Here is a 26,053-nt window from a genome sequence, read left to right as displayed (position 1 = left end):
GAAAAAGGCGGGCGGAAGTTTTCCGCCCGCCTTCCGGCGAGGTTGGAAATGGGATGGAAACACTCAGTTGCGCAGGACGACCGCCGTCTCTGGCGCGTATTCGCCATAGAACCCGCGCCAGTGGGCAATGGCAAAGCCGAGGACGACGAGCGCGCCGCCCTGGTGCGCAAGGGCCGCGTCTAACGGCACCTGCAGGAGCAGCGTGGTTATGCCGATGGCCGCCTGGATAACGATCAGGGCAAAGAGCACGACGCTGCGGCGGGCATGGGTCGATTGCGGTGCGGCCTGGAGCGACTGGATCATGTGCCACAGCGCAACGGCCAGCAACGCATAGGCTCCGAGGCGGTGGATATACTGAACTGTCTTGGGATTCTCGAACAGGTTGATCCACCAGGGTTGCTGAATGAAGAGGTCCGACGGGACAACCGCTCCGTCCATCAGCGGCCATGTGTTGTAGGCAAGACCGGCGTCGAGGCCGGCCACCAGAGCGCCGAGATAGATCTGAAACAGCGCGAGAAATGCAAGGCCAGCCGCCCAGCGTCGGGACGTGGGTGTTGGCGGAGCATCACCGCTATGCGGCGACAGACCACGCATGATCCACATGCAGGCGGAGAAGATCAGACAGGCAATCACGAGGTGCGTCGCCAGCCGGTACTGGGAAACGCTGGTCAGCTTGGTCAGCCCCGACGACACCATCCACCAGCCGATGAAGCCCTGGAAGCCGCCAAGCGCGAGCAGTCCGACCAGCGGCCAGCGGAGGCGACGCTCGATCCTGCCCGTCAGCCAGAAATAGAAAAGCGGCAAGGCGAAGATCACACCGATGCTGCGGGCCAGCAGGCGATGCGCCCACTCCCACCAGAAGATCGACTTGAACTCGTCGACCGTCATGCCCTTGTTGATCTGCTGGTACTGCGGAATACGCTGGTAGAGCGCGAATTCCTCCTGCCATTCCTCGGCCGAAAGCGGGGGGATGACGCCATGAATGGGTTTCCATTCGGTGATGGAAAGGCCGGAACCGGTTAGCCGTGTGGCTCCCCCCACCAGCACGAGACAAAAAAGCGTGACGAGCACGACTCCGAACCATATGCGGATTGCACGCCGGTTTCGCCCGCCGCGTTCCATCGCCTCACGTATCTGGATCTCAGTGGTGCTTGTCGCGTCAGTCATTCCGCCATCCTCGTTTATGCTGTTGATTTGCATCACTTGGCCATGCAAAACAAGACCTGAGACCCGTGGGTGGGAACATCCCTCAGGGCTCCACCTGCAAGAACACACAAAGGACAGACGATGCCGGCCCGGTTGCGCTCATTCATTGGCACGATCATCATCATCATCCTCGTCGTCGTCTATGCGCTCGTCGCCACCACGATAGCCTCCAGCCTGCTTGCCACCTCGCCATGGTGGGTCCATCTCCTCTATTTCCTCCTGTCCGGCCTCCTGTGGATCCTGCCGGCCATGCTGATTATCAAATGGATGGCCGGTCCCGTCCGCAAATGACGGCAAACGCGGCGGTTAACCGACCGATAACCGCACTCTGCGGAAAAGCTCCGGCGACACAGGTTTGCTAACCGTTTTTCTGTGCGCTTCGGCTAGTCTCCCCCCAGTCTCGTCGGACGGGAGAGTGCTGTGCAGACATCGCCGGTCGAATTTCAAAGCCTTGCGGCCATAGACCGCCTGAGCCGCATGGACCATGCGGAGTTTTCGCACGCCGGGACGATGGCAGCCGCAAGCGCCCTCGACATCACATTGCACGAGAGCATGGAGCCGCTGGAGAAGGAATGGCGCGCGCTCGACGTCGATCCGCTCAACTCCCTTCACCAGAGTTATGACTGGTGCCATGCCTGGACGAAGACCCATCGCAATCCGCTCGCCATCATCAGGGGCCGTCGCGGCGCAAAAGCAGCATTCATCCTGCCGCTCGAAATCGTTCGCGCCAACATGGTGCGGACCGCACAGTTCATCGCCGCCCGGTACAACAACATCAATAGCGGCCTGTTCTCCGCCGAATTCCGGGCGGGAGCCGGCGCAAGCGATGTCGCTCAAGTGGCCGAAGCGATCACCGCCCTGCTCGCCGGCAAGGCGGATCTCGTCAACCTGCAAAATATTCCGCTCGAATGGCGCGGCGAAAGAAGCCCGTTTGCGGCCCTGCCCGCCATCGAGAACCAGAACCACGCCTTCCAACTGCCGCTGACGGGGGATTTTCAAAAAACGCTTGCGCAATTGAACGCCAAGCGCCGACGCAAGAAATTCCGCGGACAGGTGCGCAAGATCGAGGCGGTCGGCGGTTTCGAGCATTTCGTCGCCCGATCGCTGACGGAAAAGAATGCACTCCTTAATCTCTTCTTCGAGCAGAAGGCCATCCGTTTCAAGGCGCTTGGCTTGCCCAACACCTTTCAGGCGCCGGAGACGCAAGCGTTCTTTCACATGCTGCTCGAGGTCGACGGCAGCAGTCTCGACACACCGCTGGAACTGCATGCGCTTCGCCTCAAGGGCGATTATCGGGGCAGGATTGCCGCCATTGCCGGGCTTTCACGCAAGGGCGATCATGTGATCTGCCAGTTCGGATCGATCGATGAAAGTCTCGTGCCGGAGGCAAGTCCCGGCGAACTGCTGTTCTGGCTGATGATCGAACGCAGCTGCGAGGAAGGAGCCGCCCTTTTCGACTTCGGCCTTGGAGATCAGGATTACAAGCGCCGCTGGTGCACGGTCGAAACGGTGCAACACGATATATTGCTGCCGATCAGCGCGGCCGGCCATCTGGCCGCCTTCGCCCAGCGTGGCGTGGTGCGCACCAAGGCTGTCATCAAGGGCAATCCGCAGCTTTACTCGTTCATCCAGAGACTGCGGGCCCATGCCGACAACGTGCCGGCCCAGGCAACCGGCACGGACGATTAGGGTCCGCAAGTCAGGCAGCGTCGCGCTTGCCCTGCCCCTCCGGAGCCGTCCCCTTGCCGGTCATCAGCACGAGATCGGTATAACCGACCTTCTCGAAGGCTTCCATGATGCGGGCGAGTTCCGTCATGTCCGGGTCGGGTGCCGACAGGATGATTTCATGCTCGCCGCTCCTGCTGAGGCGGGCGATGCCCTGGACATCGGCCGGACCGCATTCGACCAGCACCAGATCGTAGGCCTCCGACAGCGCATCGGTAATCATCGACAGACGATCGGCTCCGCGCATGGCCTGCCGCACATCCGCATTGCCCTGGGGCACGATGTCCGCATCCGAGAGGCGGTCAGGGTGGATCGTTTCGAAGAAGGGAGCCGTGCCGCACAGGAGATCGGTAATACCCGGCAGATCCCGGCGAGATGCCATGAGCCAGGTCGGACATGCCGAACCAGTCATATCGATCAGCACCACCTTCACGCCCCGTTCCGCCACCTCGCGGGCGAGCATCACGGTCGCGGTCGAGCCTTCGTCACCGGAGGGAGAGATAGCCAGTGCGATCCGCACATGTTCGTCGACCAGATAGCGGGCGACGGCTTCGATCGAGAATTCATCCGCCGGTTCTTCCTCGGCGAAATCGAGCGCCTGTTCCATCTCCTCGGCCAGTTCCTCGTCGGGAGCAACGGAAAGCAGGCTGGCCGGCAGATCCGCGCGAAACCCTGTTGCGGACGGCTGCGGCACCGGCGTTTCGGTCAAACGTTCGACGGCAGCTGCCCGGGGCTGGACAACGGGCTCACCCGTCGAGGGGACCGCCGCCATGCCCACCATTTCCGCCTGATGGGGCGATATTGCAGGAAGGCCGCCTTCGACCGGCCGCAGCGCCCGGCCGCTGAAGAGTTCAGACAGCATGACGACGACCGCACTCAGGATGAAAGCGGCGAGTGTCGCCACGACGGTGATCGGCAGGACCTTCGGGAAGTTCGGTTCCGTCGGCTCGACCGCCTGCGAGATCAAGCGGGCATCCGCCGGGCTCGCATCCTTGGCCATGCGGGTCGTCGCCTCACGATAACGGGCAAGATAGGTTTCGAGCAACTGGCGCTGGGCGGCGGCTTCGCGTTCCAGGGCCTTCAGGCCGACCTCGTCCTCGCCGGCGCGTGCCGACTCGGCTTTGACGGTGTTGAGCTGCTGGATGAGCTGCGTCTCCCGGGCGCGGGAAACGGCAGCCGCGTTCTCCAGTCCGGCTGCCACCTTTGCGGATTCGGCGGCAATCTGTTCGCGAATGCCGGCGAGCTGGGCGCGCAGCGCCTTCATCTGGGGATGCCCTTCCAGCAAGGTGGTCGAAAGATCGGAAATCTGTGCGCGAATTTCCGATTCCGTGCCTTTCAGTCTCTGGATTGCCTCCGAGCTTGCAACGGCCTCGAGCGTTTCCGTCGAACGGCCGGCCTTCAGCGCCGCGCGCACGTCTTCCGCTTTTGCCTCGGCATTGGCCCGCTCACCGCGGACCCGCGCCAGTTCGGCAGAAATGTCGCTCAGTTGCTGGGCGGAAAAGGTCGACGTTTCGCTGAGCGGCAGCAGGCCCGCCGAAGCACGATAGTCGGCGACCTTCTTTTCGGCCTCCTGCACCTTTTCGCGCAGGTTGGCGATTTCCGGTTCCAGCCAGCGTGCGGCTTCGGAGTTGCTGTCCAGCTTGGCGCCGCTCTGGATGGCGCTGTAGACCTTGGCAATCTCATTCGGCACTGCGGCGGCGAGCTTGGGGTCCTCGGAGGTGAACTCGATACCGATGACGCGCGATTTCTCAACCTGATAGACCTGAAGCTTCTCCTGGAATGTCTTGAGCACCCGCTCTTTGGGCGCGAGATCCAGCGGGTTTTTCTTCAGTCCGACGAGGACCAGGAGATGGGAGACCACGGACGGATTGGTGTCCGGATCGAACTCCTCCAGTTCGTAGAGTTTCAGATCGCGCACGACCTGCTTGATCAGATCGACAGACTGCAGGAGCTGCACCTGGCTGACGATGTTCAATTCGTCGAGAACAGGCTCGGTCGTCGTACCCGCCCTTTCGGTCGCAGAGAAGGTCGGCTGGCGGGGCTCGATGAGGATGCGCGCCTCGCCGCGATAGCTCGGCGAAATGAGGTTCGCTCCGGCAAAGGCCAGGCCGCCTGCCAGCGCGGTGACTGCCAGAATACGCAGGCGCTTGTGCCACACGGCCCGAAAGAGCTGCGCGAGATCGATATCCACGTCCTGCTGTCCGTTGCCCAAGCTCGACATGCCATACTCCCGGTACGAATCCGGCCGGATAGTAAAGGAACATGGTAACCCAAGCGTTAACTGCAGTATTCTTGGACCGGCGGAAATTATCCTACGGCCTCCCGTGACAATATCGTTCTTTACCTCGCGTTAACCCTAATGGAATGATAACGGAACCATCGGAATTCGCTACCGGGGGCGCGTCGGCGCATGTCATCGTCTGGTGTAAAAGGAATGGTCTGGCTGCTCGCCGCGCTGGCTCTTGCCATGCTCAATGGTTGCGCGAGCTATAAACCGGCTCCCAAGGTCTTCCATGAAGCCACGATCCAACCCTACCGGCTCGACAGCGGCGATCGACTGAGGATCACCGTTTTCGAACAGGCGAGCCTGACAAATACCTATACCGTCGACCAGGCCGGCTATATCGCCTTTCCGCTCATCGGACAGGTGGCGGCCCGCGGCGCCACCCTGCCCCAGCTGGAAGGCGTGATCGCGCAGAAGCTTCGCGGCGGCTACCTGCGCGACCCCGACGTCTCGATCGAGATCGACCGCTATCGCTCGATCTTCGTCATGGGCGAAGTCGGTCAGCCGGGCCAGTATGCCTATGTTCCCGGAATGACCGTCCTCAATGCGATTGCGGTTTCAGGCGGGTTCTCGACTCGGGCCAACCAGCGCGATGTCGACGTTACCCGCAAAATCAACGGAGAGATCCTGACCGGCCGCGTGCCGATCACCGATCCCATTCTTGCCGGCGACACAATCTACGTTCGCGAACGGCTCTTCTGATCGATGCCACAAGCCATTCCCCTTCGCATCGTGCACTGTTTCCGGTCTCCCATAGGCGGTATCTTCCGCCATGTGCGCGACCTTGCGGAACAGCATGCGCGCGCCGGGCACGACGTCGGCATCCTGTGCGACAGTTCGACCGGCAGCGAACACGAGGACCGGATGTTCGAGCAGATCCGTCCCTATCTGTCGCTCGGCCTGACGCGCATGCCGATCCAGCGCTCGATCGGGCTCAGCGACATCTCGGCGCTTTACGCCAGTTACAAGGAAATAAGGAGCTTGCAGCCGAATGTGTTGCACGGCCATGGCGCCAAGGGCGGCGCGGTCGCACGCATCATCGGCTCAGCCTTGCGGGTCAAGAGGTATCGCGTTGCCCGCTTCTATTCGCCCCATGGGGGCAGCCTGCATTTCGACCCCAGGTCGATTGCGGGCCGCGGCGTGTTTGCCGCCGAACGCATGCTCGAACACATGACGGACGCACTCGTCTTCGTTTGTGACTATGAGCGACAGACCTATGTCCGCAAGATCGGACGGCCGCGCTGCGCCGACAGGATGGTCTATAATGGCATCAACGACCGCGATTTCGTGCGCATTCCGCCGCGCTCCGACGGCGTGCATTTCCTCTATGCCGGCATGCTGCGCGATCTCAAGGGACCGGATGTCTTCATCGACGCCTTCGCCCGCACCGAGCGCCTCGTCGGCCATCCGCTCAGCGCTCTCATCATCGGCGACGGTCCTGATCGCGACAAATACGACGCCATGATGCAACAGCGCGGGCTTGGCCGGCGTATCGGCCTTCTGCCGGCCATGCCGGTTAAGGAAGCCTTTGCCATGTCCGACATCGTCGTCGTGCCCTCCCGCGCCGAAGCGATGCCCTATATCGTGCTCGAAGCCCTCGCCGCCGGAAAATCCGTGATCGCGTCGAGGGTCGGTGGTGTACCGGAAGCGCTCGGACCGGAGAGCGAGGCGCTTGTGGAACCGGGCAACGCAGAAGATCTGGCGCGCGTCATGACAAAAGCCATCACCACGCCCGGCTGGCGCCACGCGACCATGCCGGATGCGGCGGCTTTCAAAGCCAAGTTTTCCGCATCCACCATGGCCGACCAGATTGCCGACCTCTACCGGGAGCGCCTCGAGGCCGCTTTCCTGAATTGAACCATGCCGGTCAAACTGCCGGCACCTCAACGCCACCGCTGCGGCGCGCCAGCGGCGGAAAATCAACCGGCGTCAATGTCTCCTTTTCGAGCAGCAGCTTCGAGCCGTTTTCCAGTTCCGAACGGCGCCCCTCCAGCACATGCTTTGCCTGCTGGTAGGCGGCATCGATCATGGAGCGCACAGCAAGATCCACCTCACGCGCTGTCGCCTCGGAATAATCCTTCGGTCGCATGCGCATCTGGCCATCGTCCAACCACTGGCTGCGCTGCGGCTCCAGGACCGCCTGCCCGACGGAGGCGTCCATGCCGAAACGGGTCACAATCTCCCGGGCGATATCCGTCACCTTGGCGAGGTCGTCGGCGGCGCCGGTCGAAATCTCCCCGAAGATCAGGTCTTCCGCTGCACGACCAGCCAGCAGGACGACCATCCGCTCCCTGAGTTCGCCAGAAGTAATCAGAAAGCGGTCTTCGGTCGGCCGTTGCAAGGTATAACCGAGCGCCCCGATGGAGCGGGGAATGATCGAGACCTTCTGCACGGGATCGGCGGTCTTCAACGCTGAGGCGACAAGTGCATGGCCCATCTCGTGATAGGCGACGCGGCGGCGCTCCTCCGGATTGAGAATGCGGCTGCGCCGCTCCGTGCCGGCAATCACGCGCTCGACCGCAGCGACAAAATCCTCCATAGCCACCTTGCCGGCGCTGCGACGGGTGGCAAGGATCGCTGCCTCATTGATGAGGTTGGCGAGGTCGGCGCCGGTGAAGCCCGGCGTCAGTCCGGCAATCGCATCGATATCGACATCCTGGTCGATGATGACGTTCTTGATATGCACCTTGAGGATAGCCACGCGACCCTTCCTGTCCGGGCGATCGATCACCACCTGCCGGTCGAAACGACCGGCGCGCATCAGGGCCGGGTCCAGGATTTCCGGGCGGTTGGTCGCCGCCAACAGGACGATACCGACGCGCGGGTCGAAGCCATCGAGTTCGGCGAGCAACTGGTTGAGTGTCTGCTCCTTCTCGTCATTACCACCGAAACCGCCGAACGAATTGCGCGCACGACCGAGCGCATCGAGCTCATCGATGAAGATGATGCAGGGCGCCGCAGCGCGGGCCTGTTCGAACAGATCGCGCACGCGGGCAGCACCCACGCCGACGAACATCTCCACGAACTCCGAACCCGAGATGGAGAAAAAGGGCACACCCGCCTCGCCGGCGACCGCGCGCGCCATCAGCGTCTTGCCGGTTCCGGGAGGACCGACCAGCAGGATGCCCTTCGGGATGCGCGCGCCAAGCCGGCCATAGCGATCCTTGTCCTTGAGGAAGGAAACGATCTCTTCCAGTTCGGCCTCTGCCTCGTCGATGCCGGCCACGTCGTCGAAGGTCACGCCGGTCTTGCGCTCCAGATAGATCTTGGCTCTCGACTTGCCGATGTTGATTAACCCGCCCATGCCCTGGCGCTCGGCAATCCCACGGAAGAAAAACGACCACAGGGCAAAGAATACGACCACCGGCAGCACCCAGGAGAGCAAGGTGGTCAGCCAGTTGGCGTCAGTCGCGCCGGTGATCTTGACCCCCGCCTTCTCGAAGATCTCCGCAAAAGCCGGGTCCACACGGTTCGCCACGAAATACTTGCGGCCGGACTGCGGCTCCTTGAACTCGCCCTGCACGGTGGTCTCGGTCAGGGTAACGGCAGCAACCCTGCCTTCGTTCACCGCATTCAGCATCTCGGTATAGGAGAGCTGCGCGTAGTCGCGATAGCCGATCCATGCCTGGAAAATCAGCAGCAACGAAAAAGCGAAGAGAAAATAACCAAGGTTGAAAACGTGTTTCTTTTCCATGCGAAAATGCCTTTCTGGAAGCCACCGGCCGCAAGACTTTCCATCGCATGATCGGCTTGGCGCCACGTTGATTTCTGTCAAATCGCGGATGAGGGCGCAAGCCTCATTACTGTGCCAAAACATGGCAGTTTCCAAGGCGACGGGTGGTTTTTGCCGTTCGCGATCAAACGTTTCTTAGGACCTTTCCTCTAGGCTGCGGCCACACAAGGCGAGATCCTCAAATGAATCAGATGGAAAAGTCCGAGCAGTTCGACGTCGACGCGCTGCGCAAGAAGATCTCTGAAAACGCCGCCATGGGCGATGCCATGCCAGGCGCCTCGGAGAGCGCGGAGATCAATCCGCTGGCCCGGCAGATCGCCAGCCAGTTTCAGGAGTCCAACTATTCACCGACGATCATCATCGGACAGCTCAGGCTGCTCGAATTCCTCTGCCTCTTCGCCATCGGCCTCGGGGTTCATTATTTCATAGCCGCTCAACCGGCCGCACTTTTCTTCAGCATTATGGGCTTGAGCGCGATCGGTTCCGCCATCACGGTGCTGTTGATTCAGATTGCGGACAGCTATCAGATTTCCGTGCTGCGTACGCCGCTGCGGTCCGCAAGCCGATATGTCGGCGGCTGGACGGTGGCGCTGACCCTTGTCGCTCTCGGGCTTTTCCTCTTCCGCAAGAACGGCCTCGATTTCCGCGACTGGCTGGTCATCTGGTATGGCTGCGGCCTTGCCTTCCTGCTCGTCGAGCGCAATCTGGTCGGCTTCGCGATCCGCAAATGGGGCCGCAACGGCATCATGGAGCGCCGCGCTGTCATCGTCGGCGGCGGTCAGCCCGCCAAGGACCTGATCCGCGCACTGGAGCAGCAGCCGGAAAACGACATCCGCATCTGCGGCATCTTCGATGACCGCGGTTCCGCCCGTTCGCCCGATGTGGTCGCAGGCTATCCAAAGCTCGGCACGGTTGCCGAACTCGTCGAATTCGCCCGCCTCGCGCGCATCGACATGCTGATTATCTCCCTGCCCCTCAGCGCCGAGGCGCGCATCCTGCAGCTTCTGAAGCTGCTTTGGGTCCTGCCGACGGATATCCGTCTCGCGGCCCATTCCAACAGCCTTCGCTTCCGTCCGCGTTCCTACTCCCATGTCGGCGCAGTGCCGATGCTCGACATCCTCGACAAGCCGATCCGCGACTGGGACTCGGTTGCAAAACGCGCCTTCGACATTTTCTTCAGCCTCGTGGCGCTCTCGCTCCTCTGGCCGGTCTTCATCGCCACCGCCATCGCGATCAAGCTGAACTCCAAGGGGCCGGTCTTCTTCATGCAGAAGCGCCATGGCTTCAACAACGAAGTCATCAACGTCCTGAAATTCCGTTCGATGTATACGGAGATGAGCGATCCCTCGGCGCGCAAGGCAGTGACCAAGGGCGACCCTCGAGTGACCAAAGTCGGGCGCTTCATCCGCAAATCGTCGATCGACGAACTGCCCCAGCTCTTCAACGTGCTGCGGGGTGACCTCTCGCTCGTCGGCCCTCGCCCGCATGCCGTCTCCGCTGCGACCCACGACCGGGTCTATGCGGACGTCGTCGACGGCTATTTCGCCCGTCACCGCGTCAAGCCCGGCGTCACCGGCTGGGCGCAGATCAACGGCTGGCGGGGCGAGATCGACAGCGACGACAAGATCAAATACCGGACAGCCTACGACCTCTACTACATCGAGAACTGGTCGCTGCTCTTCGATCTGAAGATCCTCTTCCTGACGCCTATCCGTCTGCTGAACACGGAAAATGCGTATTGAGTACGATCGAGGTCCAGGCTCCTGTCGTTTTCAGGCCACAGCGCGCGGCGCTGGCGATCATCGGTTCAGCGATGGTCGCCTTCGGCGTCTTCCTGTCCGGCTTCGTCATTTCGGAACCTGCCCCTTACGAGCTCGTCATGGTGGTCCAGGTCGCGATCTGGTTCCTGCTCGGGCTGAGGATCTCACGGGCCGTCGCTCCATTGCTGGCATTCCTGCTGGTATTCAATGTCGGCGGCATTCTTTCACTGACCGTGATGAAGGATCTGGCCGATGGGCCGATGTATCTCGCCGTCTCCACCTTCCTGGCGCTGACCTCGGTATTCTATGCGGCCATCATCGAGGACGACCACAGGCGGCTGCGGCTGATCTTCCGCGCATGGGTCGCCGCAGCCGTGATTACCGCCCTGCTCGGTATCCTCGGCTATTTTCACGCCTTTCCGGGCGCGGAGGCTTTTACCCGCTATGACCGCGCCATGGGCGCGTTTCAGGACCCCAACGTCTTCGGCCCCTTCCTGATCGCACCTTCGCTCTATCTGATCCATGGCCTTTTGACCGGGCGGCTTGCGGGAGCGCCCTTCAAGATCGCCGGTCTTCTGGTGATAGCGCTCGGTGTCTTCCTGTCCTTCTCGCGCGCGGCATGGGCGCTCTTCCTGTTTTCCGCCATGGCGCTCGTGCTGATCCTGCTCCTCAAGGAGCGCACCGGCGCCTTCCGGTTGAAGATACTGCTGCTGTCGCTTGCAGCCGTGGCGACGCTGGTTGTCGCCGTGACAATAGCGCTGCAGTTCGAGCAGGTCCGCAACCTGTTCCTCGACCGCACGACGCTGGTCAAGGAATATGACGGCGGGCATCTCGGCCGTTTTGCCCGCCACCGCATCGGCTTCCTGAACGCCATGGAACAGCCGTTCGGCATCGGCCCGATGGTGTTCAGCAAGATCTTTCCGGAAGACGAGCATAATATCTGGCTGAAATCCCTTACCAGCTACGGCTGGCTCGGCTTTGTCTCCTACATCTCGATGATGGCGTGGACCGTCACCATCGGCTTCCGTTACCTCCTTCGTAACCGCCCATGGCAGCCCTACCTGATGATTTCCTGGATCGTCGTCATCGGTCACATGATGATCGGCAACGTCATCGACACCGATCACTGGCGACACTTCTACCTCCTGCTCGGTATCGTCTGGGGCTGCGGCGCGCTGGAATGGCGTCATCAGCGGACAAGCCGACGCCCGGCCGGACCATGACCATGCAAGATACGAATTCCCGGCTGCGAATCCTCCAGGTTCTCGAACCGAGCGGCGGAGGTTCCGGCCGTCATTTCATCGACCTTTGCGCCGGGTTGAAGGCGCAGGGACATGGCGTGACCGCGGTCTATTCGCCGGTGCGGGCGGAGGAACGCTTCGTACGGGAGCTCAAGGCCCTCGATCTTGAGCGTGTCATCGCCGTCCCGATGCTGCGTGCCGTCGGACCGGAAGATGCCTCCGCATGGAAGGCGTTGGTGCGGGTCGTACGGGAGGAAGGCCCGTTCGACATCATCCATGGCCACAGTTCCAAGGCCGGTGCGCTGACCCGCATCCGGCTTCCAGGCCCGCATGTGCCTCGCATCTACACCCCACACGCCTTTCGCACGATGGACCCGGCGTTGGGCGCCAAGGGCCGTCTGCTGTTCGGAAAGGTGGAGACACTTCTCGGTCGCTTCTTCACCGACCGGCTGATCTGCGTTTCGCAAAGCGAATACGACCACGCGCTTGGCCTCGGCATTCCCGACGAACTGCTTCGTGTCGTGGTCAACGGCGTGGGAGACCTGCCGAGCGGAGATGGCCAAGCCATCCGCAAGCGTTTCGGTCTTCCTGAGGAGGCGCTCGTCTTCGGCTTCGTCGGCCGGCTCTCCGCACAGAAGGCACCGGAACGGATGATCGCGGCCTTTGCCGGAGTTGCGGCGCGCGTACCACATGCCCGACTTTTCATGGTCGGACATGGCGAACTGGAACAGGCAGTCCGCAAAGAGGTCCACGCCGCCAATCTTGCCGACCGTGTCACGATCAGCTCGGAAATCACAGGCGCGGAAGCCATGCAGGCGTTCGATGTGCTGGTGATGCCCAGCCGCTATGAGGCGATGTCCTATGTCCTGCTGGAGGCGGCGGCCAACGGATTGCCGATGATCGTTACCGATGTCGGCGGAGCGCGCAATGTCGTCATTCCCGGCGAAAACGGCATCATTGTTGCCAATGACGATGATCCCGCGCATCTGGCCTCGGCCATGGAAACGCTTTCCGACGGCAAAATACGCGCGCGGTTCGCCGGCAGCGCCAACGGCCGGCGTCATGCTTTCGGCGTGGGAGCGATGGTCGATCAGACGCTCGCCATCTACCGCGAAGTCCTTTCCTGATCCACTTTCGAACCAATTGATTTCGGGCGCGGTTTCGCCATATTGATTTTATGACCACACCCGCTCAAATCCGCGCCGCAAGGGCGCTTCTCGGTATCACCGTCGACCAGCTTTCGGAAAAAAGCGGGGTATCCGCCTTCCTGATTCTGCAGACGGAGGCGGGCGAAACGGCAAATGTCGATCAGGCGACGCTTTACGCTCTCAAGCAGTCGCTGCAAGCATGCGGCATTCTCTTCCTTGCCGACGGCGACAGCCCTCCCGGCGGCGCCGGTGTCCGGTTCGCCGCGCGGGACGAGGAAGATGACGGAGTGCGTCCGGAAGACCTCAACGCTGCCAACGACGACTGAGTGGAACAATTTTCCGCAGTTCGGATTATTGCCCTGTCGAATGGAAACAGGAGCAGTCATGAACCGGAACAATGGTCTTTATCTCATCATCGGTGCACTTGCCGTCGTCGTCATGGGCCTCGGCTACCACGTCTATCGGGAAGAGACCAAGCCGAAGGGCATAGAACTCAACATCGGCCGCAGCGGCGTTTCGATCGAAGAGAACTGAGGTTTCGCGTTCATTGTCTTCCGATGGCGGGGCCGATCGCCCACGCCATCTCTCGTGCATTGACCCGCTGGCTTGCCTCAGGGGATCGCCATGAAGGTGCGCGTCATGTGAAGGGGCGCGCTCAGTCGTCCTTCGAGCATGAAGGGCGTCCCCCCCTCGCCCGTCACCTTGCGCGGCTTCTTCAGCACCGGCAAACCATGCTCCATGCCATCGATCATGCAGAACTCGATGAGCGGTCTGCCTGCCTTGTCCGTCCAGAGGCGTGCAGGATGGCCCTCGATTGAAACCGGTCTGCCGTCCTCGTCCCGAAGGCCATAGAGATCAAGCCATTGACTGAGAGCGGCGCGTGCGTTGGCTGTCGAGACCACGCGGTCTGCGGTGCCGTGCCAGATGGAGATCGTCGGCCGCCAGGCGACTTCCGGCGTGACGGCGCGAATGAGGTCGCCCCATTCCTGCGGTGTCCGGTTCGCGCCCGATTTCATCACCGACAGGGCTGTCATGGCATCGCGGGCGGAACCGAAGGGCAAACCGGCAACGATCTGTCCGGCCGCAAAGAGATCGGGATAAGTGGCGAGCAAGGCGGCCGCCATCGCCCCGCCAGCGGAGAGACCCTGCAGGAAAATACGCCCGCGGTCGATCCCGTGCCGCTCGCAGGCATTCTCGATCATCTGGCGAATCGACATAAGCTCGCCACGATCGCGCGCCACCGCGCTCGGCCGGAACCAGTTGAAGCACAGGTTGGGATTATTGGACTGACGCTGCTCCGGATAAAGCAGGACAAAGCCTCCATCCCGCGCCAGCATGCTCCAGTTGCTGCCCCGGTCGAAATCCTCGGCGGTCTGCAGGCAGCCATGCAGGACGACCACCAGCGCGGGCCGGCTCAATCCCTTCGGCGGCGCATATTCCAGCATCCGCAAATGCCCCGGATTGGTGCCGAAGCCAGTGACTTCCGTGAGGTGCGGACGAGGACCGCGAACACGCGGCAATCTCACAGGAGGAGCAACCGGCGTCACGATCTCTGCGGCGCGGCTCAAGCGCCTTTGCCATTTCTTCTGCTGGGCCGTTATATAGGAAAACGGCACGGGAATTTTCATACGCATGGAAATGCGGTTCCGTTCAATTATTCGGCTTCTCACTCCCATGAAGATCGCCCGCCACAGCCTTGAACAGGCGCACTCCTCGTATCGAGTGCGACGCGCTCGCGCTCCTCCGGCAGCGGACAATGTCCATATAATGCTGCAACGCAGCAATGATAGGGCAAAATTGGGAAAAATTTACCGAAAATGTCGCGCCAGCGCGTCCGGTCGGCGGACAGTCCCGGATTTGAAGAATATTTTGCTGGGAAATCAAGATTTTAATGGTCGGGGCGGCGGGATTCGAACCCACGACCCCTTGACCCCCAGTCAAGTGCGCTACCGGGCTGCGCTACGCCCCGACCTGCCATTAAGGCCTGATCCCATTATGATTTCCGGCTCCGAAGCGCAAGCGGAAAAATGCAGGCCCGGATTAAAAAGAAGGACAACGCACCGGAAATTGGGCCTGTTGGAAGGCGGTATCCCCATAAAAGATGATCGGACATCGCACCCGGACACAGCCTGCCTCTCGAAAGGATATGGAGGGCTCCGGGTTTTGTCCGTCCGGTTGCTCCCGTTTTCCGGTGCTCAAGTTTCCAGTGCGCCGCAAAAACCATGTTGCACTGCGACATAATTTTGCGATCATTGGGGGACATTCTCTGGAGTCGATGCTTTAGCCTAAGCTGGTGGTGCTCCGCGTTCCACCTGTTCCGCCGGGTAAACAGCCATGGAGCCGTGAGATGCCTCTCATGACCGTCTGCATCCTTATTGCCTCAGTCGCGTTCTTCTTCTCGTGGCCGGCCAGCCAAACCCAGGCCGGCGGCCGGCTCTCGGCTCCCTTTCTCGAGGAAAAAACGCCGACGATTGCGCCTTATGCCTTCGTGAAACTCTGTGTCGAGACGCCGCGCGAATGCCGGACGAAAGGCGGCGCGAACCGGACTCAATTGAACAGTCGGGTGGAGCGTGCGCTGGTTTCGGTCAACAGGAGCGTAAACAAGGCGATCCTGCCCGGTAAGGACAACAAGGGAAACGATGCCTGGCGTCTGTCGCCCCGTTCAGGGGACTGCGAGGACTATGCCGTCACGAAGCGGAAGAAGTTGATCGATGGCGGGCTTCCTCCCCGCTCGATACGCCTGGCAATGGCCACCACGCCAAACGGAGAGGCGCATGTGGTCGTCATCGTCAAAACGCCGACGGCCGATCTCGTTCTCGACAACAGAAACGACGAGATCAAGCCGGTGAACAAGGTCGACCTTCACTGGCTGATGATCGAATCGGCCGACAATCCGAAACGGTGGCGTTGGCTGTAAAGCTTGTGCAAGCCCCATGCGGGGCACAGGCGACGGAAGCCTCAGCGGACCTGATCGAGCAGCCGCTTGCATTCGAGGAGGTCGAAAAGCGCTTCCTGTAACAACGCCCTATCCTCCTTGCCCACCGTACTCTTTCCGACCGAGATTTCGGGCATGTCGTCGTCGCCGCCACCGAATCCGAAGAATCGGCCACTGACTTTCGCCTTGGGGCGTCCGACGACCTGGTCCTCGTCCGGAGGGCCGAGTTTCGGCTCGTCCGTTTTCTGGGCGTTTGCCGCGATCAGCGCTTCCATGGTAGCATGATCGCCGGTAGCCACCGCCATCACGAACTTGTTGCCGTTGGTCTTCAGAAGTTTCTGAACGCCCTTGATCGTATAACCCTGATCGTAAAGCAGATGGCGAATGCCCTTCAGCAGTTCGACATCGTCCGGCCGATAATAACGGCGTCCTCCACCGCGCTTCATCGGCTTGATCTGAGGAAAGCGCGTTTCCCAGAAACGCAGCACATGTTGCGGCAGATCGAGATCGTCCGCAACTTCGCTGATGGTGCGGAAGGCATCCGGGCTCTTATCCAACTGCATGTTCATGCTCCATGACACGCGCGTCGGCGCGACTCGCCGGCTATTTCAACGATTTGCGCAGAGAAATTCAAGCGCCCTATCAGGGTTAGAACGCCTCAATCAATCGGCCGAGCCGATCACGACACCGGGCTTTGCGGCTTTTGCTTGGCCTTTCGGGACAGATGCGCCCGGAGAATCCGCTGCTTCAGCACGTTGGACGCCTTGAACGTCATCACCCGACGCGGCGAAATCGGCACTTCCTCGCCCGTCTTGGGATTGCGGCCGATGCGTTCATTCTTGCTGCGCACCTGGAAGGTCGCAAAAGAAGAAAGCTTTACGGTCTCGCCACGAACGATGGCGTTGCAGATCTCATCGATCACGGTTTCGACGAGTTCCGCCGATTCGGTGCGTGAGAGGCCAACTTTGCGAAAGACCGATTCCGCCAAATCCGCTCGCGTCACTGTCTTTCCGGCCATGTGTCCCGCCCGTTTAAATCAATGATCTTGTTGAAGCGGTGTGAGAGTATTGCCCTTGGGCGTGACGGTCAAGCGCTTGTATGAAATCCTTTATTTGGAATCTCGCCCTACCAGCGCAGCAGCACCGCACCCCAGGTAAAGCCACCACCCATCGCTTCCAGCATGACGAGATCGCCCTTCTTGATGCGGCCGTCTCCGGCGGCAACGGCAAGCGCCAGCGGAATGGAAGCGGCGGAGGTATTACCATGCAGGTCTACGGTGACGACAACCTTTTCCAGCGGTATGCCGAGCTTCTTCGCCGACCCATCGATGATGCGGCGGTTGGCCTGGTGCGGCACCAGCCAATCCAGATCCGCGGCGGTCGTGCCGGTGGCGTCGAAGGCCGCCTCGATCACGTCGGTAATCATACCGACCGCGTGCTTGAAGACCTCTCGCCCTTCCATGCGGAGATGGCCGACCGTGCCCGTGGTCGAAGGACCGCCGTCGACATAGAGCTTGTCCTTGTGCGTACCGTCCGAGCGGAGCTGAGAGGTCAATACGCCGCGGTCGGTGGTCCGGCCCTCGCCCTCTTCCGCTTCCAGCACCAGCGCCCCTGCGCCGTCACCGAAGAGCACGCAGGTGGTGCGGTCCGTCCAGTCGAGGATGCGGGAGAAGGTTTCCGCCCCGATCACCAGGACGCGCTTGGCCATGCCGCCGCGAATATAGAGATCGGCCGTCGCCATGGCGTAGACGAAGCCCGAACAGACGGCCTGGACGTCGAAGGCAAAACCGTGATGGATGCCGAGCCGGTTCTGGATATTGACTGCGGTTGCCGGAAAGGTGTTGTCCGGGGTGGAGGTCGCACAGATGATGAGGTCGATATCGGCAGCGACAAGGCCGGCATTGTCCAAGGCGGCCTTCGCTGCGGCAGCGCCCAGCGACGCGGTCGTCTCGCCTTCGCCGGCAATATGACGCTGACGAATGCCCGTGCGCTGCACGATCCATTCGTCCGAGGTTTCGACAAGGTCTTCCAATTCGCGATTGGTCATCACCCGCTTCGGAAGCGATGCCCCGAAGCCGCGAACAACTGCACGGATCATATTAGTTTCCTACCCCTAGGATCATGCCGCTTCGGGACCGGCCGCTGAGGGGTGCCGGGCATGATATCTTTTCAGATCGTTTTCTATCTTTTGCGTCAGGCCATTGCGGGCCATGTCATAGCCGACATCGATCGCGGCAGCAAAGCCTTCGGCATCCGTTCCGCCATGGCTCTTGATGACGATGCCGTTCAGGCCGAGGAAGACGCCGCCGTTCACCTTTCGCGGGTCCATCTTTTCACGCAGGCGATCGAATGCGCCTTTCGCAAAGAGATAGCCGATCTTCGCAAGCCAGGTCCGCGACATGGCCGAGCGCAGATATTCGGCGATCTGACGCGCCGTTCCTTCCGCGGTCTTCAAGGCGATGTTGCCGGTAAAGCCTTCGGTGACGACCACGTCCACCGTTCCCTTGCCGAGATCGTCGCCCTCGACGAAGCCGAAATAATCGATGGTGTCGAGGCCCGCCTCGCGGATAAGCCGCCCGGCCTCCTTGACCTCTTCCTGTCCCTTGATCTCTTCCACCCCGACATTGAGCAGGCCGACGGACGGACGATCCACCTCGAACAGGGCACGTGCCATGGCGCCACCCATCAGGGCGAAGTCGAGAAGCTGCTGCGCATCCGCGCCGATGGTCGCGCCGACGTCGAGCACGATGCTTTCACCGGATAGCGTCGGCCAGATGGCGGCGATTGCCGGACGCTCGATGGATGCCATCGTGCGCAGGCAGAACTTGGCCATGGCCATCAGCGCGCCGGTGTTACCGGCGGAAACGACGACATCGGCCTGACCGGTCTTCACGGCCTCGATGGCGCGCCACATGCTCGAAATATAACGGCCGCGGCGAAGCGCCTGGCTCGGCTTCTCATCCATGCCGACCGCCACCTCGCAATGATGGAAGACGGACTTTTCCTTCAGCTTCGGATACTGCGCCAGCAATGGCATGCAGCGCTCCTGCTGACCGAAAAGAATGAACGTCGTATCGGGATGCCGCTCCAGCGCCTTGGCAGCTCCGGGAATGACGACTTCAGGGCCGAAGTCGCCTCCCATGACGTCGAGAGAAATTCTGATCACTTATGTCTGATCCTTCTTTTCGCTGCCGGGCGAAATTTTCGGCCAAAATACCGTTTTTGCCGCCACGCACAACCCAAATCGCCGGGAATCCGCGGCGCTTCAGTCCTTTTTCCAGTCCTTCAACACCGCAAAGGGCGAAGGACGCCGGTCGTCTTCGGCGGAACCCTCCCGGTGGCCCTCAAAAGCGATGCCCGGCTTGCGGGGATAAGGGTCGATGGCAAGGGCGGCGAATTCGGCGACAAGAGCACCGGCATCAATGGCATCGCCGGCAAAGGTCTCCGGCAGATCCGGACCTTCCGGATCGAGGACCATTTCACCGGCCTCGTCGGTCACGATGCGCGCCAGCTTGGAACCTTCCGGAACGAAGATCTGGTCGATCTCCTGATCGATCACCGACGTAACCGGATCGAGCGTCACCACGCAGGCCTGGACGATCTCACCCTTAACGCGCCCCTTGATGCGGACACCGTCCTTTTTCCAGCGGGCGATCTGGAGATCCGCCGCCAGCAGGTTCACTGCCAGCACCTTCCACAATTGCGCGAGCCAGGCGCATTCGCGCTCATCGGCTTCCACATGCACCTGCACCGGGTTGGCCGAGATATGGCCCACCTTGACCAGATACGTAAAGCCTGCGGCATCCTTCCTGTTCGTCGTCATCTCAGTGCGTTCCTCCGGGAACCACAAGTCGGACGGATCCGGTCTCGATCACGTCCTCGCCAAGACCGGCCAAATGCCGCTCGGCCTCGATCATCCAGTCGGCAAGCCCCTGCATCGAAGGCGCAGTTCCTGCCGTTTCCGGGTATATATTGCGCCGAAGCGCCGCCGCCAACTCCTCGCGCGCACCTTTGTCGAGACAGCCTGTATAAGACTCAAGGCGGCCGTAGAACATGCCGGCCAGCTTCTTCATGCGCTTGGGCACGCCCTGGTCGCCGATCCCGAGTTCGCGGATCGAATGATCGACGTCCTGAAAGAAGGCATCGACGATCTCCTGAGCGATTTCCTGGCCGCTGCGCGGCGAACGCGCGGTGCGTCGAAAGAACAGAATCAGGACGATGGACAGCATTTCGAAACGGCCCATTACGGTATCGGGAACACCGAGGTCGGAATAGAAGAACGGCGTGCGCGCGGCGGAAGTCAACGCCGCATACTGGCGCTCGACGATGAGCCGGTTATGCTTTTTCTGCCGGAAGAAGCCGAATACCATTCAATTCCACCAAAAAGAACCGCAGGAACAAGCCCGCCTGCCCATGCTCATGTTGCATGATTGCGAAAGCTGGTTTACCGAAGCAGGCGTGAATTGCAATGCCGTTTCTGCCTGCCTGCACCCGCCGGCACGGCGACGCCGGTCTCCGACCGCCGGAGCGAATGCGAGTTTTTCGCAGTCGGCCGTTTGTCCCCGGAAAGGCCACAATGGTATGCGCAACAGGTTTGCGGACGTTTTCTCGAACGTCCATATCTAGAGTCATGGGAGACTTGCGGTTGGAAATGCGGTACCTCAGATCGAACAGGAACGTTCTCGGATGCACTGCTGTCGCCCTTGCTGTGGCGGTCGCGAGCCTTTCGGGTTGCTCCACCCAGGAGGTCTTCCACAACGGCTACGTCGTAGACCAGAACGCGCTCGACCTCGTGCCGGTCGGCTCCAGCCGCGAGCAGGTGCTCCTGTCGCTCGGCACGCCGTCCACGACCGCGACGTTTGACGGCGAAGTCTTCTATTACATATCGCAGACGCGCACGCGCTCGGTCGCCTTCATGAAGCAGCGGCTGGTGGAGCAGCAGATTCTCGCCATCTACTTTGACAAGGACGGCGTCGTGTCGCAGCGCGCGAACTACACGATGAAGGACGGCAAGGTCTTCGACATGATTTCCCGCACCACTCCGACGGGCGGCAAGGACCTCACCTTCCTGCAACAGATTCTTTCCGGCGGCGGCGGCGCGGCCAACAGCATCAAGAATATGCTGGGTGGCACCTGACCGCACGGCAGGAACCGACAAAAAAGAAACCGCGGAAGCCTGTTCCGCGGTTTCTTTCGTTTCAGCAGAATGAAAGCCGTCAGCCTGCCAGCACCGCAAGCAGCAGCAGGGCGACGATATTGGTGATCTTGATCGCCGGATTGACGGCCGGGCCGGCAGTATCCTTGTAGGGGTCGCCGACCGTATCGCCGGTTACCGATGCCTTGTGGGCGTCGGAGCCTTTCAGGTGCTTCACTCCGTCCTTGTCGACGAAACCGTCCTCGAAGCTCTTCTTGGCGTTATCCCATGCACCGCCGCCCGAGGTCATGGAGATCGCCACGAACAGGCCGTTGACGATGACACCCAGCAGCGAGGCGCCGAGTGCGGCGAAGGCGGAGGCCTTGGAACCCGAGATCAGCAGCACACCGAAATAGACGACGAGCGGAGCCAGCACCGGCAGCAGCGAAGGGACGATCATCTCGCGAATGGCCGCCTTCGTCAGCATGTCGACGGCGCGGCCGTAGTCCGGCCGCTCCGTGCCCTGCATGATGCCGGCTTTTTCCCTGAACTGTCGGCGCACCTCCTCAACGATCGATCCAGCAGCACGGCCGACCGCGGTCATGGCAATGCCACCGAAGAGATAGGGAATAAGGCCGCCGAAAATCAGCCCGGCCACGACATAGGGGTTGGACAGGCTGAAGGAGATATCCCCGATGCCCGAAAAATACGGGTATTTGTCGCTGTTGGCGGCAAAATACTGTAGGTCGTTGGAATAGGCGGCGAAGAGCACGAGCGCGCCGAGGCCTGCCGAACCGATCGCATAGCCCTTGGTCACCGCCTTGGTGGTGTTACCAACCGCGTCGAGCGCGTCGGTGGACTTGCGCACTTCCGGCGGCAGATGGGACATTTCAGCAATGCCGCCTGCATTGTCGGTGACCGGACCGAATGCGTCGAGCGCCACGATCATGCCGGCAAGGCCAAGCATGGTGGTGACGGCGATTGCGGTGCCGAACAGGCCGGCAAGCTGATGGGTCGCGATGATTCCGCCGACGATGACAATCGCCGGAAGCGCAGTCGACTCCAGTGAGACGGCGAGCCCCTGGATGACGTTGGTGCCATGGCCGGTTACGGAAGCCTGGGCGATGGAATTGACCGGCCGCTTGTTGGTGCCGGTGTAGAATTCGGTAATCACGACGATCAGGGCGGTCACGACAAGGCCGAGAATGCCGCAGATGAACAGGTTCCAGCCGGTGATGTCGAGACCGGCGACATTGCCGATCGAGCCCCAGCCGACGGTGAGCGAGGTGGCCGCGCCGAGGCCGAGGATCGACAGAACCCCGGTGACGATCAGGCCCTTATAGAGAGCGCCCATGATCGAACCGCTGGTACCGAGCTTGACGAAGAAGGTGCCGACGATCGAGGTGACGATGCAGGCGCCGCAGATTGCGAGCGGGTAAGTCATGGCGATATCGAGCGTCGGCGTGCCGGCGAAGAAGATCGCGGCCAAAACCATGGTTGCGACCACGGAAACCGCATAGGTCTCGAAGAGGTCGGCGGCCATTCCGGCGCAGTCGCCGACATTGTCGCCGACGTTATCGGCAATGGTCGCCGGATTGCGCGGATCGTCCTCCGGAATGCCGGCCTCGACCTTGCCGACGAGATCGCCGCCGACGTCGGCGCCCTTGGTGAAGATGCCGCCGCCAAGACGGGCGAAGATCGAGATCAGCGATGCGCCGAAACCGAGCGCGACCAGCGCGTCAATCACCTCGCGCGAGCCGCTTTGATGGCCGAGTACCGCGGTCAGCACGTAGAAATAGATGGAAACGCCGAGAAGGGCGAGACCGGCCACCAGCATGCCGGTGATGGCACCGGACTTGAAGGCGATGTCGAGCCCCGCGGAAAGGCTTTGTGATGCGGCCTGAGCGGTGCGCACGTTGGCGCGGACCGAGACATGCATGCCGATAAAGCCGGCGGCACCGGACAGCACCGCTCCGATCAGGAAACCGATTGCGGCGGTCGCGGACAGCAGAACCCAAGCACCGATGAAGACAACGGCACCCACGATGGCGATGGTCAGGTATTGACGAGCGAGGTAAGCCTGAGCGCCTTCGCGGATATAGCCCGCGATCTCCTGCATGCGGGCATTGCCCTGATCGGCCGCCAGCACGGAACGTGTGGCCCAGATCGCATAGGCCACAGAAAGAAGACCACACAAAATAACGACTGGTAAAACTGTCATTCGCAATACCCTCCCGTATTGCCCGCGCCTCACTCCTCGCGGGCGGTGACATCCGGACTCGGCCCCCTCCTCCGAGGTCGTCCGGCTTGGGGGCGAGATTGCGTTGCGCTTTCCTGTACGTCAAGTCCCGCCGGTGTCGCAGCCGAAAGGGTTCAACTCTTCCTTGCGGCAGCGGTGGCGCGCATCTGCACAATCACCAGAACGAGGCAGACAATGGTCACCGGCCAGACGACGAGGTTCATGACGGACCAGCCGAAGGCAGTGAAAACCTTGCCCGAGGAAAAGGAGGAGAGCGCGACGGTGCCAAACAGGATGATATCGTGGAAGCCCTGAACCTTGTCGGCCTCATGCGGGCGGTAACTGGAAGCAACGATAGCGGTTGCGCCGATGAAACCGAAATTCCAGCCGATGCCGAGCAGCACGAGCGCGCCCCAGAAATTCCAGAGTTCGACGCCGATATGGGCGACGACCGCGCAGGCCATCAAAATCACGAGTCCTGCCGCCACGACCCTTTCGGTGCCGAAGCGGGAAATCAGCATGCCGGTGAAGAAGCTTGGGGCGAACATGGCGATGACATGCCACTGAATGCCGAGCGTTGCGAGTTCGGATGAAAAGCCGCAACCGACGACCATGGCAAGCGGCGCCCCGGTCATCATGAAGGTCATCAAGGCATAGGAACTGATGCCGCAGATCATGCCGGTGATGAAACGCCGCGTCGCGACGATTTCACGCAGAGGTCTGGCAGGCTCGCCATTCTCACCAACCTTGCCCGCCGCATCCGGCAATCTCAGGAAAGCCAGAACCACGATCGCCAGCAACATCAGCGGCACGAGGCCCATGAATGCGCCGGCGAAGGTGACCGGGGCCATCACGTCCTTCAGCCAGATGGCAAGCTGCGGTCCGACAATCGCCGACACGATGCCGCCGGCGAGAATCCAGGAGATGGCCTTGCCCTTGTAGAAACTCGGAGAGGCATCGGCGGCGGCGAAACGGATCTTCTGGGTGAACCCGCCGGAAAGACCGATCAGCAGCAGGCCGAAAGCAAAAAGCCAGAAATCGGAACGGAACAGGGCGAGCGCCGCGACCGCGCCGCCGGTTGCCCCCATCAGCGCGCCGAGCATGAAGCTCTCGCGCCGCCCAAGAATGCGCGAGGCGGCCGCAACGACGATCGCCCCCAGCGCCACACCGACGTTGAAGCCGGTCAGCGGTGCGGTTGCAAGCGACTTGTCGGCGCCGAGAAGCTGGAAGCCTGCAAGCCCGCCGACCGAGAAACTGAGGGGTGCGGCCGAACCCAGGATGGATTGGGCAGCCGTCAGGAGGAAGACATTGCGTTTCGCAGAGCGCAACTGGCCGTCCAACCCTTGAGGCTCCGCAGCGGTCATTCCCGTCAGTCCTTCAGATTATTTCTTCGCCGGAGCGCGCACCTGCTTGGCGATGCGGTCGAGGACAGCGTTGACGAGCTTGGGTTCGTCCTCCTCGAAAAAGGCGCGGGCAATTTCGACATACTCCGTCACGATCACCGCAATCGGCACGTCCTTGCGCTCCAAAAGCTCGAAGGTGCCGGCACGAAGAATGGCGCGAACGGTGCTATCGATGCGCGACAACGCCCAGTCGTCCTGCAGCGCCTGGCGGATCATCGGGTCGATCACCTTCTGGTCGCGCACGACGCCTGCCACGATGGAACGGAACCATGAAGGATCGGCCTTCAGGTATGTATCGCCATCGATTTCCTGGCCAAGGCGATGCGCCTCGTATTCGGCCACAACTTCCAGAACGCCGGTGCCGCCAATATCCATCTGGTAGAGCGCCTGCACCGCGGCAAGGCGGGCTGCCCCGCGCTGATTGGCGGATTTTACCGGCTGGTTTTCTTCCTTCGACATGTTTCGTCAGTTACCCAGTTTTTCCTTCAACGCGATCATCGTCAACGCCGCGCGGGCGGCAAAGCCGCCCTTGTCCTTATCCGTACGACGAACGCGGGCCCAGGCCTGCTCGTCGTTCTCGACCGTCAGGATGCCGTTGCCGATCGCAAGCGATTCGGACACGGCGAGATCCATGAGAGCACGCGAGGATTCATTGGCGACGATATCGAAATGATAGGTCTCGCCACGAATGACCATGCCGAGCGCAACGAAACCGTCATAGGCGACACCGCCGTCATCGGCAGCATCGAGTGCCATGGCGATCGCCGGCGGAATTTCGAGGGCGCCCGGAACGGTGACGATATCATACGTCGCACCGGCTTCCTTCAAGGCAACCGTCGCGCCGTCCAGCAGCGCATCTGCCATGTCATCGTAGAATCGTGCCTCGACGATCAGAAGATGCGGTGCGGATTTCTTCTTTGCCATGATTCCGGTCCCGGTTTTTAAAGAGAGTGCGGCCATCGGCCGGTCAGACGGGTCAAACCACGGCGCATCGCCGATGGCAAGTGTTTTTAGCTGAAACCGCCCCTCGGGAGAGCACGCCGTCCTGCCTCCTGACGGCCGCCGGCCGGAACAAAAGGCTTTCCTCAAACCTTTATCACCCGTCACCAAACCAGCGGTAGCCGCCATCGAAACGGTCTGCCGCCCTGACAGAGGAGGATTTCACATGGGGCGCGGCATATTGCTATGGCTACTCGGAGTTCCGATTCCGCTCATCATTCTTATCCTGCTGTTCTGGCGCTGAGCA

General features: G+C 61.3%; 25 protein-coding genes and 1 tRNA gene. 11 read left to right on the top strand and 15 right to left on the bottom strand.

The window, feature by feature from the left end; all coding sequences use genetic code 11:
• Positions 1 to 63: 63 nt before the first annotated feature.
• Positions 64 to 1,167, bottom strand: a complete 1,104-nt coding sequence (locus ACLBKR_RS05865) for a COX15/CtaA family protein (RefSeq protein ID WP_113486739.1) — start codon at positions 1,165 to 1,167, stop codon at positions 64 to 66.
• A gap of 120 nt (positions 1,168 to 1,287) precedes the next feature.
• Here ACLBKR_RS05865 and ACLBKR_RS05860 point away from each other — a divergent pair, with 120 nt between their 5' ends.
• Together ACLBKR_RS05860 and ACLBKR_RS05855 are read left to right on the top strand one after the other, a co-directional pair.
• The gene (locus tag ACLBKR_RS05860; RefSeq protein ID WP_112827195.1) at positions 1,288 to 1,497 is read left to right on the top strand and encodes a DUF2842 domain-containing protein; all 210 of its coding nucleotides are present in this window, start codon (positions 1,288 to 1,290) and stop codon (positions 1,495 to 1,497) included.
• A 129-nt stretch (positions 1,498 to 1,626) separates the two neighbouring features.
• Positions 1,627 to 2,895 (top strand): GNAT family N-acetyltransferase, encoded by a 1,269-nt coding sequence (locus ACLBKR_RS05855; protein WP_414900981.1) that lies wholly within the window; start codon positions 1,627 to 1,629, stop codon positions 2,893 to 2,895.
• 10 nt (positions 2,896 to 2,905) lie between these two features.
• Here the strand turns inward: ACLBKR_RS05855 and ACLBKR_RS05850 are convergent, their stop codons facing one another.
• Positions 2,906 to 5,152 carry an exopolysaccharide transport family protein gene (locus tag ACLBKR_RS05850; RefSeq protein WP_113448742.1) on the bottom strand — a complete coding sequence of 749 codons (2,247 nt, stop codon included), beginning with the start codon at positions 5,150 to 5,152 and terminating at the stop codon, positions 2,906 to 2,908.
• Positions 5,153 to 5,365: 213 nt separating this feature from the next.
• On the opposite strand from ACLBKR_RS05850, the gene ACLBKR_RS05845 reads away from it, so the two are divergent.
• Positions 5,366 to 5,917, top strand: a complete 552-nt coding sequence (locus tag ACLBKR_RS05845) for a polysaccharide biosynthesis/export family protein (RefSeq protein ID WP_414900978.1) — start codon at positions 5,366 to 5,368, stop codon at positions 5,915 to 5,917.
• Between the two features lie 3 nt (positions 5,918 to 5,920).
• On the top strand, positions 5,921 to 7,072 hold the full coding sequence (locus ACLBKR_RS05840) for a glycosyltransferase family 4 protein (protein ID WP_113448744.1): 1,152 nt from the start codon (positions 5,921 to 5,923) through the stop codon (positions 7,070 to 7,072).
• 10 nt (positions 7,073 to 7,082) lie between these two features.
• Here the strand turns inward: ACLBKR_RS05840 and ftsH are convergent, their stop codons facing one another.
• Positions 7,083 to 8,909, bottom strand: coding sequence for an ATP-dependent zinc metalloprotease FtsH (ftsH, locus tag ACLBKR_RS05835; protein ID WP_113448745.1), 1,827 nt, complete (start codon positions 8,907 to 8,909; stop codon positions 7,083 to 7,085).
• Positions 8,910 to 9,130: 221 nt separating this feature from the next.
• On the opposite strand from ftsH, the gene ACLBKR_RS05830 reads away from it, so the two are divergent.
• From ACLBKR_RS05830 to ACLBKR_RS05810, 5 genes are read left to right on the top strand one after another with little or no spacing between them, the layout of a single operon-like run.
• Entirely contained in the window at positions 9,131 to 10,690 is a 1,560-nt protein-coding gene (locus ACLBKR_RS05830; RefSeq protein ID WP_112827200.1) for an undecaprenyl-phosphate glucose phosphotransferase, read from the top strand.
• Positions 10,687 to 11,931 carry an O-antigen ligase family protein gene (locus ACLBKR_RS05825; RefSeq protein WP_112827201.1) on the top strand — a complete coding sequence of 415 codons (1,245 nt, stop codon included), beginning with the start codon at positions 10,687 to 10,689 and terminating at the stop codon, positions 11,929 to 11,931. The genes ACLBKR_RS05830 and ACLBKR_RS05825 overlap by 4 nt, the downstream gene beginning before the upstream one ends.
• A 2-nt stretch (positions 11,932 to 11,933) precedes the next feature.
• On the top strand, positions 11,934 to 13,076 hold the full coding sequence (locus ACLBKR_RS05820; RefSeq protein ID WP_414900975.1) for a glycosyltransferase: 1,143 nt from the start codon (positions 11,934 to 11,936) through the stop codon (positions 13,074 to 13,076).
• A gap of 50 nt (positions 13,077 to 13,126) precedes the next feature.
• Complete coding sequence (locus ACLBKR_RS05815) at positions 13,127 to 13,423, top strand: helix-turn-helix domain-containing protein (protein WP_112827203.1); 297 nt, start codon at positions 13,127 to 13,129, stop codon at positions 13,421 to 13,423.
• Positions 13,424 to 13,481: 58 nt separating this feature from the next.
• Entirely contained in the window at positions 13,482 to 13,631 is a 150-nt protein-coding gene (locus tag ACLBKR_RS05810; RefSeq protein ID WP_414900973.1) for a hypothetical protein, read from the top strand.
• A gap of 77 nt (positions 13,632 to 13,708) precedes the next feature.
• Here ACLBKR_RS05810 and ACLBKR_RS05805 read toward each other — a convergent pair whose 3' ends face one another.
• Both ACLBKR_RS05805 and ACLBKR_RS05800 read right to left on the bottom strand, forming a co-directional pair.
• Positions 13,709 to 14,731 (bottom strand): alpha/beta hydrolase family esterase, encoded by a 1,023-nt coding sequence (locus tag ACLBKR_RS05805; protein WP_113338756.1) that lies wholly within the window; start codon positions 14,729 to 14,731, stop codon positions 13,709 to 13,711.
• A gap of 258 nt (positions 14,732 to 14,989) precedes the next feature.
• Positions 14,990 to 15,066, bottom strand: a tRNA-Pro gene (locus ACLBKR_RS05800).
• Between the two features lie 378 nt (positions 15,067 to 15,444).
• Between ACLBKR_RS05800 and ACLBKR_RS05795 the strand changes: the two genes are divergently transcribed.
• Entirely contained in the window at positions 15,445 to 16,014 is a 570-nt protein-coding gene (locus ACLBKR_RS05795) for a transglutaminase-like cysteine peptidase (protein ID WP_112827205.1), read from the top strand.
• Between the two features lie 41 nt (positions 16,015 to 16,055).
• On the opposite strand, the gene ACLBKR_RS05790 is transcribed toward ACLBKR_RS05795, so the two are convergent.
• The 6 genes from ACLBKR_RS05790 to ACLBKR_RS05765 form a co-directional block, all read right to left on the bottom strand.
• Positions 16,056 to 16,589 (bottom strand): MerR family transcriptional regulator, encoded by a 534-nt coding sequence (locus ACLBKR_RS05790; RefSeq protein ID WP_113338833.1) that lies wholly within the window; start codon positions 16,587 to 16,589, stop codon positions 16,056 to 16,058.
• A gap of 122 nt (positions 16,590 to 16,711) precedes the next feature.
• The gene (locus tag ACLBKR_RS05785; RefSeq protein WP_112827206.1) at positions 16,712 to 17,050 is read right to left on the bottom strand and encodes an integration host factor subunit alpha; all 339 of its coding nucleotides are present in this window, start codon (positions 17,048 to 17,050) and stop codon (positions 16,712 to 16,714) included.
• A 107-nt stretch (positions 17,051 to 17,157) separates the two neighbouring features.
• A complete protein-coding gene (locus ACLBKR_RS05780; RefSeq protein WP_112827207.1) occupies positions 17,158 to 18,129 on the bottom strand; it encodes a beta-ketoacyl-ACP synthase III in 972 nt (323 codons plus the stop codon).
• Positions 18,130 to 18,150: 21 nt separating this feature from the next.
• Positions 18,151 to 19,197, bottom strand: a complete 1,047-nt coding sequence (gene plsX, locus ACLBKR_RS05775) for a phosphate acyltransferase PlsX (RefSeq protein ID WP_112827208.1) — start codon at positions 19,195 to 19,197, stop codon at positions 18,151 to 18,153.
• A 99-nt stretch (positions 19,198 to 19,296) separates the two neighbouring features.
• Positions 19,297 to 19,854: a DUF177 domain-containing protein gene (locus ACLBKR_RS05770; RefSeq protein WP_113426002.1), complete on the bottom strand. Its 558-nt coding sequence runs from the start codon at positions 19,852 to 19,854 to the stop codon at positions 19,297 to 19,299.
• Position 19,855: 1 nt separating this feature from the next.
• Positions 19,856 to 20,401, bottom strand: a complete 546-nt coding sequence (locus ACLBKR_RS05765) for a ubiquinol-cytochrome C chaperone family protein (protein ID WP_113456940.1) — start codon at positions 20,399 to 20,401, stop codon at positions 19,856 to 19,858.
• Positions 20,402 to 20,670: 269 nt separating this feature from the next.
• On the opposite strand from ACLBKR_RS05765, the gene ACLBKR_RS05760 reads away from it, so the two are divergent.
• Positions 20,671 to 21,168: an outer membrane protein assembly factor BamE gene (locus ACLBKR_RS05760; RefSeq protein ID WP_112827211.1), complete on the top strand. Its 498-nt coding sequence runs from the start codon at positions 20,671 to 20,673 to the stop codon at positions 21,166 to 21,168.
• Positions 21,169 to 21,247: 79 nt separating this feature from the next.
• Here ACLBKR_RS05760 and ACLBKR_RS05755 read toward each other — a convergent pair whose 3' ends face one another.
• From ACLBKR_RS05755 to ribH, 4 genes are all read right to left on the bottom strand, one after another.
• Positions 21,248 to 23,386: a sodium-translocating pyrophosphatase gene (locus ACLBKR_RS05755; RefSeq protein ID WP_414900968.1), complete on the bottom strand. Its 2,139-nt coding sequence runs from the start codon at positions 23,384 to 23,386 to the stop codon at positions 21,248 to 21,250.
• Between the two features lie 152 nt (positions 23,387 to 23,538).
• On the bottom strand, positions 23,539 to 24,768 hold the full coding sequence (locus tag ACLBKR_RS05750; protein ID WP_112827213.1) for an MFS transporter: 1,230 nt from the start codon (positions 24,766 to 24,768) through the stop codon (positions 23,539 to 23,541).
• 18 nt (positions 24,769 to 24,786) lie between these two features.
• On the bottom strand, positions 24,787 to 25,266 hold the full coding sequence (gene nusB, locus ACLBKR_RS05745; protein ID WP_112827214.1) for a transcription antitermination factor NusB: 480 nt from the start codon (positions 25,264 to 25,266) through the stop codon (positions 24,787 to 24,789).
• Positions 25,267 to 25,272: 6 nt separating this feature from the next.
• Positions 25,273 to 25,731 (bottom strand): 6,7-dimethyl-8-ribityllumazine synthase, encoded by a 459-nt coding sequence (gene ribH, locus ACLBKR_RS05740; RefSeq protein ID WP_112827215.1) that lies wholly within the window; start codon positions 25,729 to 25,731, stop codon positions 25,273 to 25,275.
• Between the last annotated feature and the right edge of the window lie 322 nt (positions 25,732 to 26,053).

The sequence above is a fragment of the Paenirhizobium cremeum genome, from assembly GCF_047553425.1.
GTDB classification, from domain to species: Bacteria; Pseudomonadota; Alphaproteobacteria; order Rhizobiales; family Rhizobiaceae; genus Allorhizobium; species Allorhizobium cremeum.
The sequence above is the reverse complement of the archived record's forward strand: the minus strand, read 5'-3'. Positions and strand labels throughout refer to the sequence as shown.

Bases quoted from the DNA above. Each gene is read 5' to 3' on its own strand.
- ACLBKR_RS05780 (WP_112827207.1), bottom strand. From the start codon at position 18,129: ATGATCCGTGCAGTTGTTCGCGGCTTCGGGGCATCGCTTCCGAAGCGG.
- ACLBKR_RS05765 (WP_113456940.1), bottom strand. From the start codon at position 20,401: ATGGTATTCGGCTTCTTCCGGCAGAAAAAGCATAACCGGCTCATCGTC.
- ACLBKR_RS05805 (WP_113338756.1), bottom strand. From the start codon at position 14,731: ATGCGTATGAAAATTCCCGTGCCGTTTTCCTATATAACGGCCCAGCAG.
- ACLBKR_RS05845 (WP_414900978.1), top strand. From the start codon at position 5,366: ATGGTCTGGCTGCTCGCCGCGCTGGCTCTTGCCATGCTCAATGGTTGC.
- ACLBKR_RS05770 (WP_113426002.1), bottom strand. From the start codon at position 19,854: ATGACGACGAACAGGAAGGATGCCGCAGGCTTTACGTATCTGGTCAAG.
- ACLBKR_RS05810 (WP_414900973.1), top strand. From the start codon at position 13,482: ATGAACCGGAACAATGGTCTTTATCTCATCATCGGTGCACTTGCCGTC.
- ftsH (WP_113448745.1), bottom strand. From the start codon at position 8,909: ATGGAAAAGAAACACGTTTTCAACCTTGGTTATTTTCTCTTCGCTTTT.
- ACLBKR_RS05865 (WP_113486739.1), bottom strand. From the start codon at position 1,167: ATGACTGACGCGACAAGCACCACTGAGATCCAGATACGTGAGGCGATG.
- ACLBKR_RS05795 (WP_112827205.1), top strand. From the start codon at position 15,445: ATGCCTCTCATGACCGTCTGCATCCTTATTGCCTCAGTCGCGTTCTTC.
- ACLBKR_RS05785 (WP_112827206.1), bottom strand. From the start codon at position 17,050: ATGGCCGGAAAGACAGTGACGCGAGCGGATTTGGCGGAATCGGTCTTT.
- ACLBKR_RS05830 (WP_112827200.1), top strand. From the start codon at position 9,131: ATGAATCAGATGGAAAAGTCCGAGCAGTTCGACGTCGACGCGCTGCGC.
- ribH (WP_112827215.1), bottom strand. From the start codon at position 25,731: ATGGCAAAGAAGAAATCCGCACCGCATCTTCTGATCGTCGAGGCACGA.
- ACLBKR_RS05840 (WP_113448744.1), top strand. From the start codon at position 5,921: ATGCCACAAGCCATTCCCCTTCGCATCGTGCACTGTTTCCGGTCTCCC.
- ACLBKR_RS05850 (WP_113448742.1), bottom strand. From the start codon at position 5,152: ATGTCGAGCTTGGGCAACGGACAGCAGGACGTGGATATCGATCTCGCG.
- ACLBKR_RS05815 (WP_112827203.1), top strand. From the start codon at position 13,127: ATGACCACACCCGCTCAAATCCGCGCCGCAAGGGCGCTTCTCGGTATC.
- nusB (WP_112827214.1), bottom strand. From the start codon at position 25,266: ATGTCGAAGGAAGAAAACCAGCCGGTAAAATCCGCCAATCAGCGCGGG.
- ACLBKR_RS05820 (WP_414900975.1), top strand. From the start codon at position 11,934: ATGCAAGATACGAATTCCCGGCTGCGAATCCTCCAGGTTCTCGAACCG.
- ACLBKR_RS05755 (WP_414900968.1), bottom strand. From the start codon at position 23,386: ATGACAGTTTTACCAGTCGTTATTTTGTGTGGTCTTCTTTCTGTGGCC.
- ACLBKR_RS05860 (WP_112827195.1), top strand. From the start codon at position 1,288: ATGCCGGCCCGGTTGCGCTCATTCATTGGCACGATCATCATCATCATC.
- ACLBKR_RS05750 (WP_112827213.1), bottom strand. From the start codon at position 24,768: ATGACCGCTGCGGAGCCTCAAGGGTTGGACGGCCAGTTGCGCTCTGCG.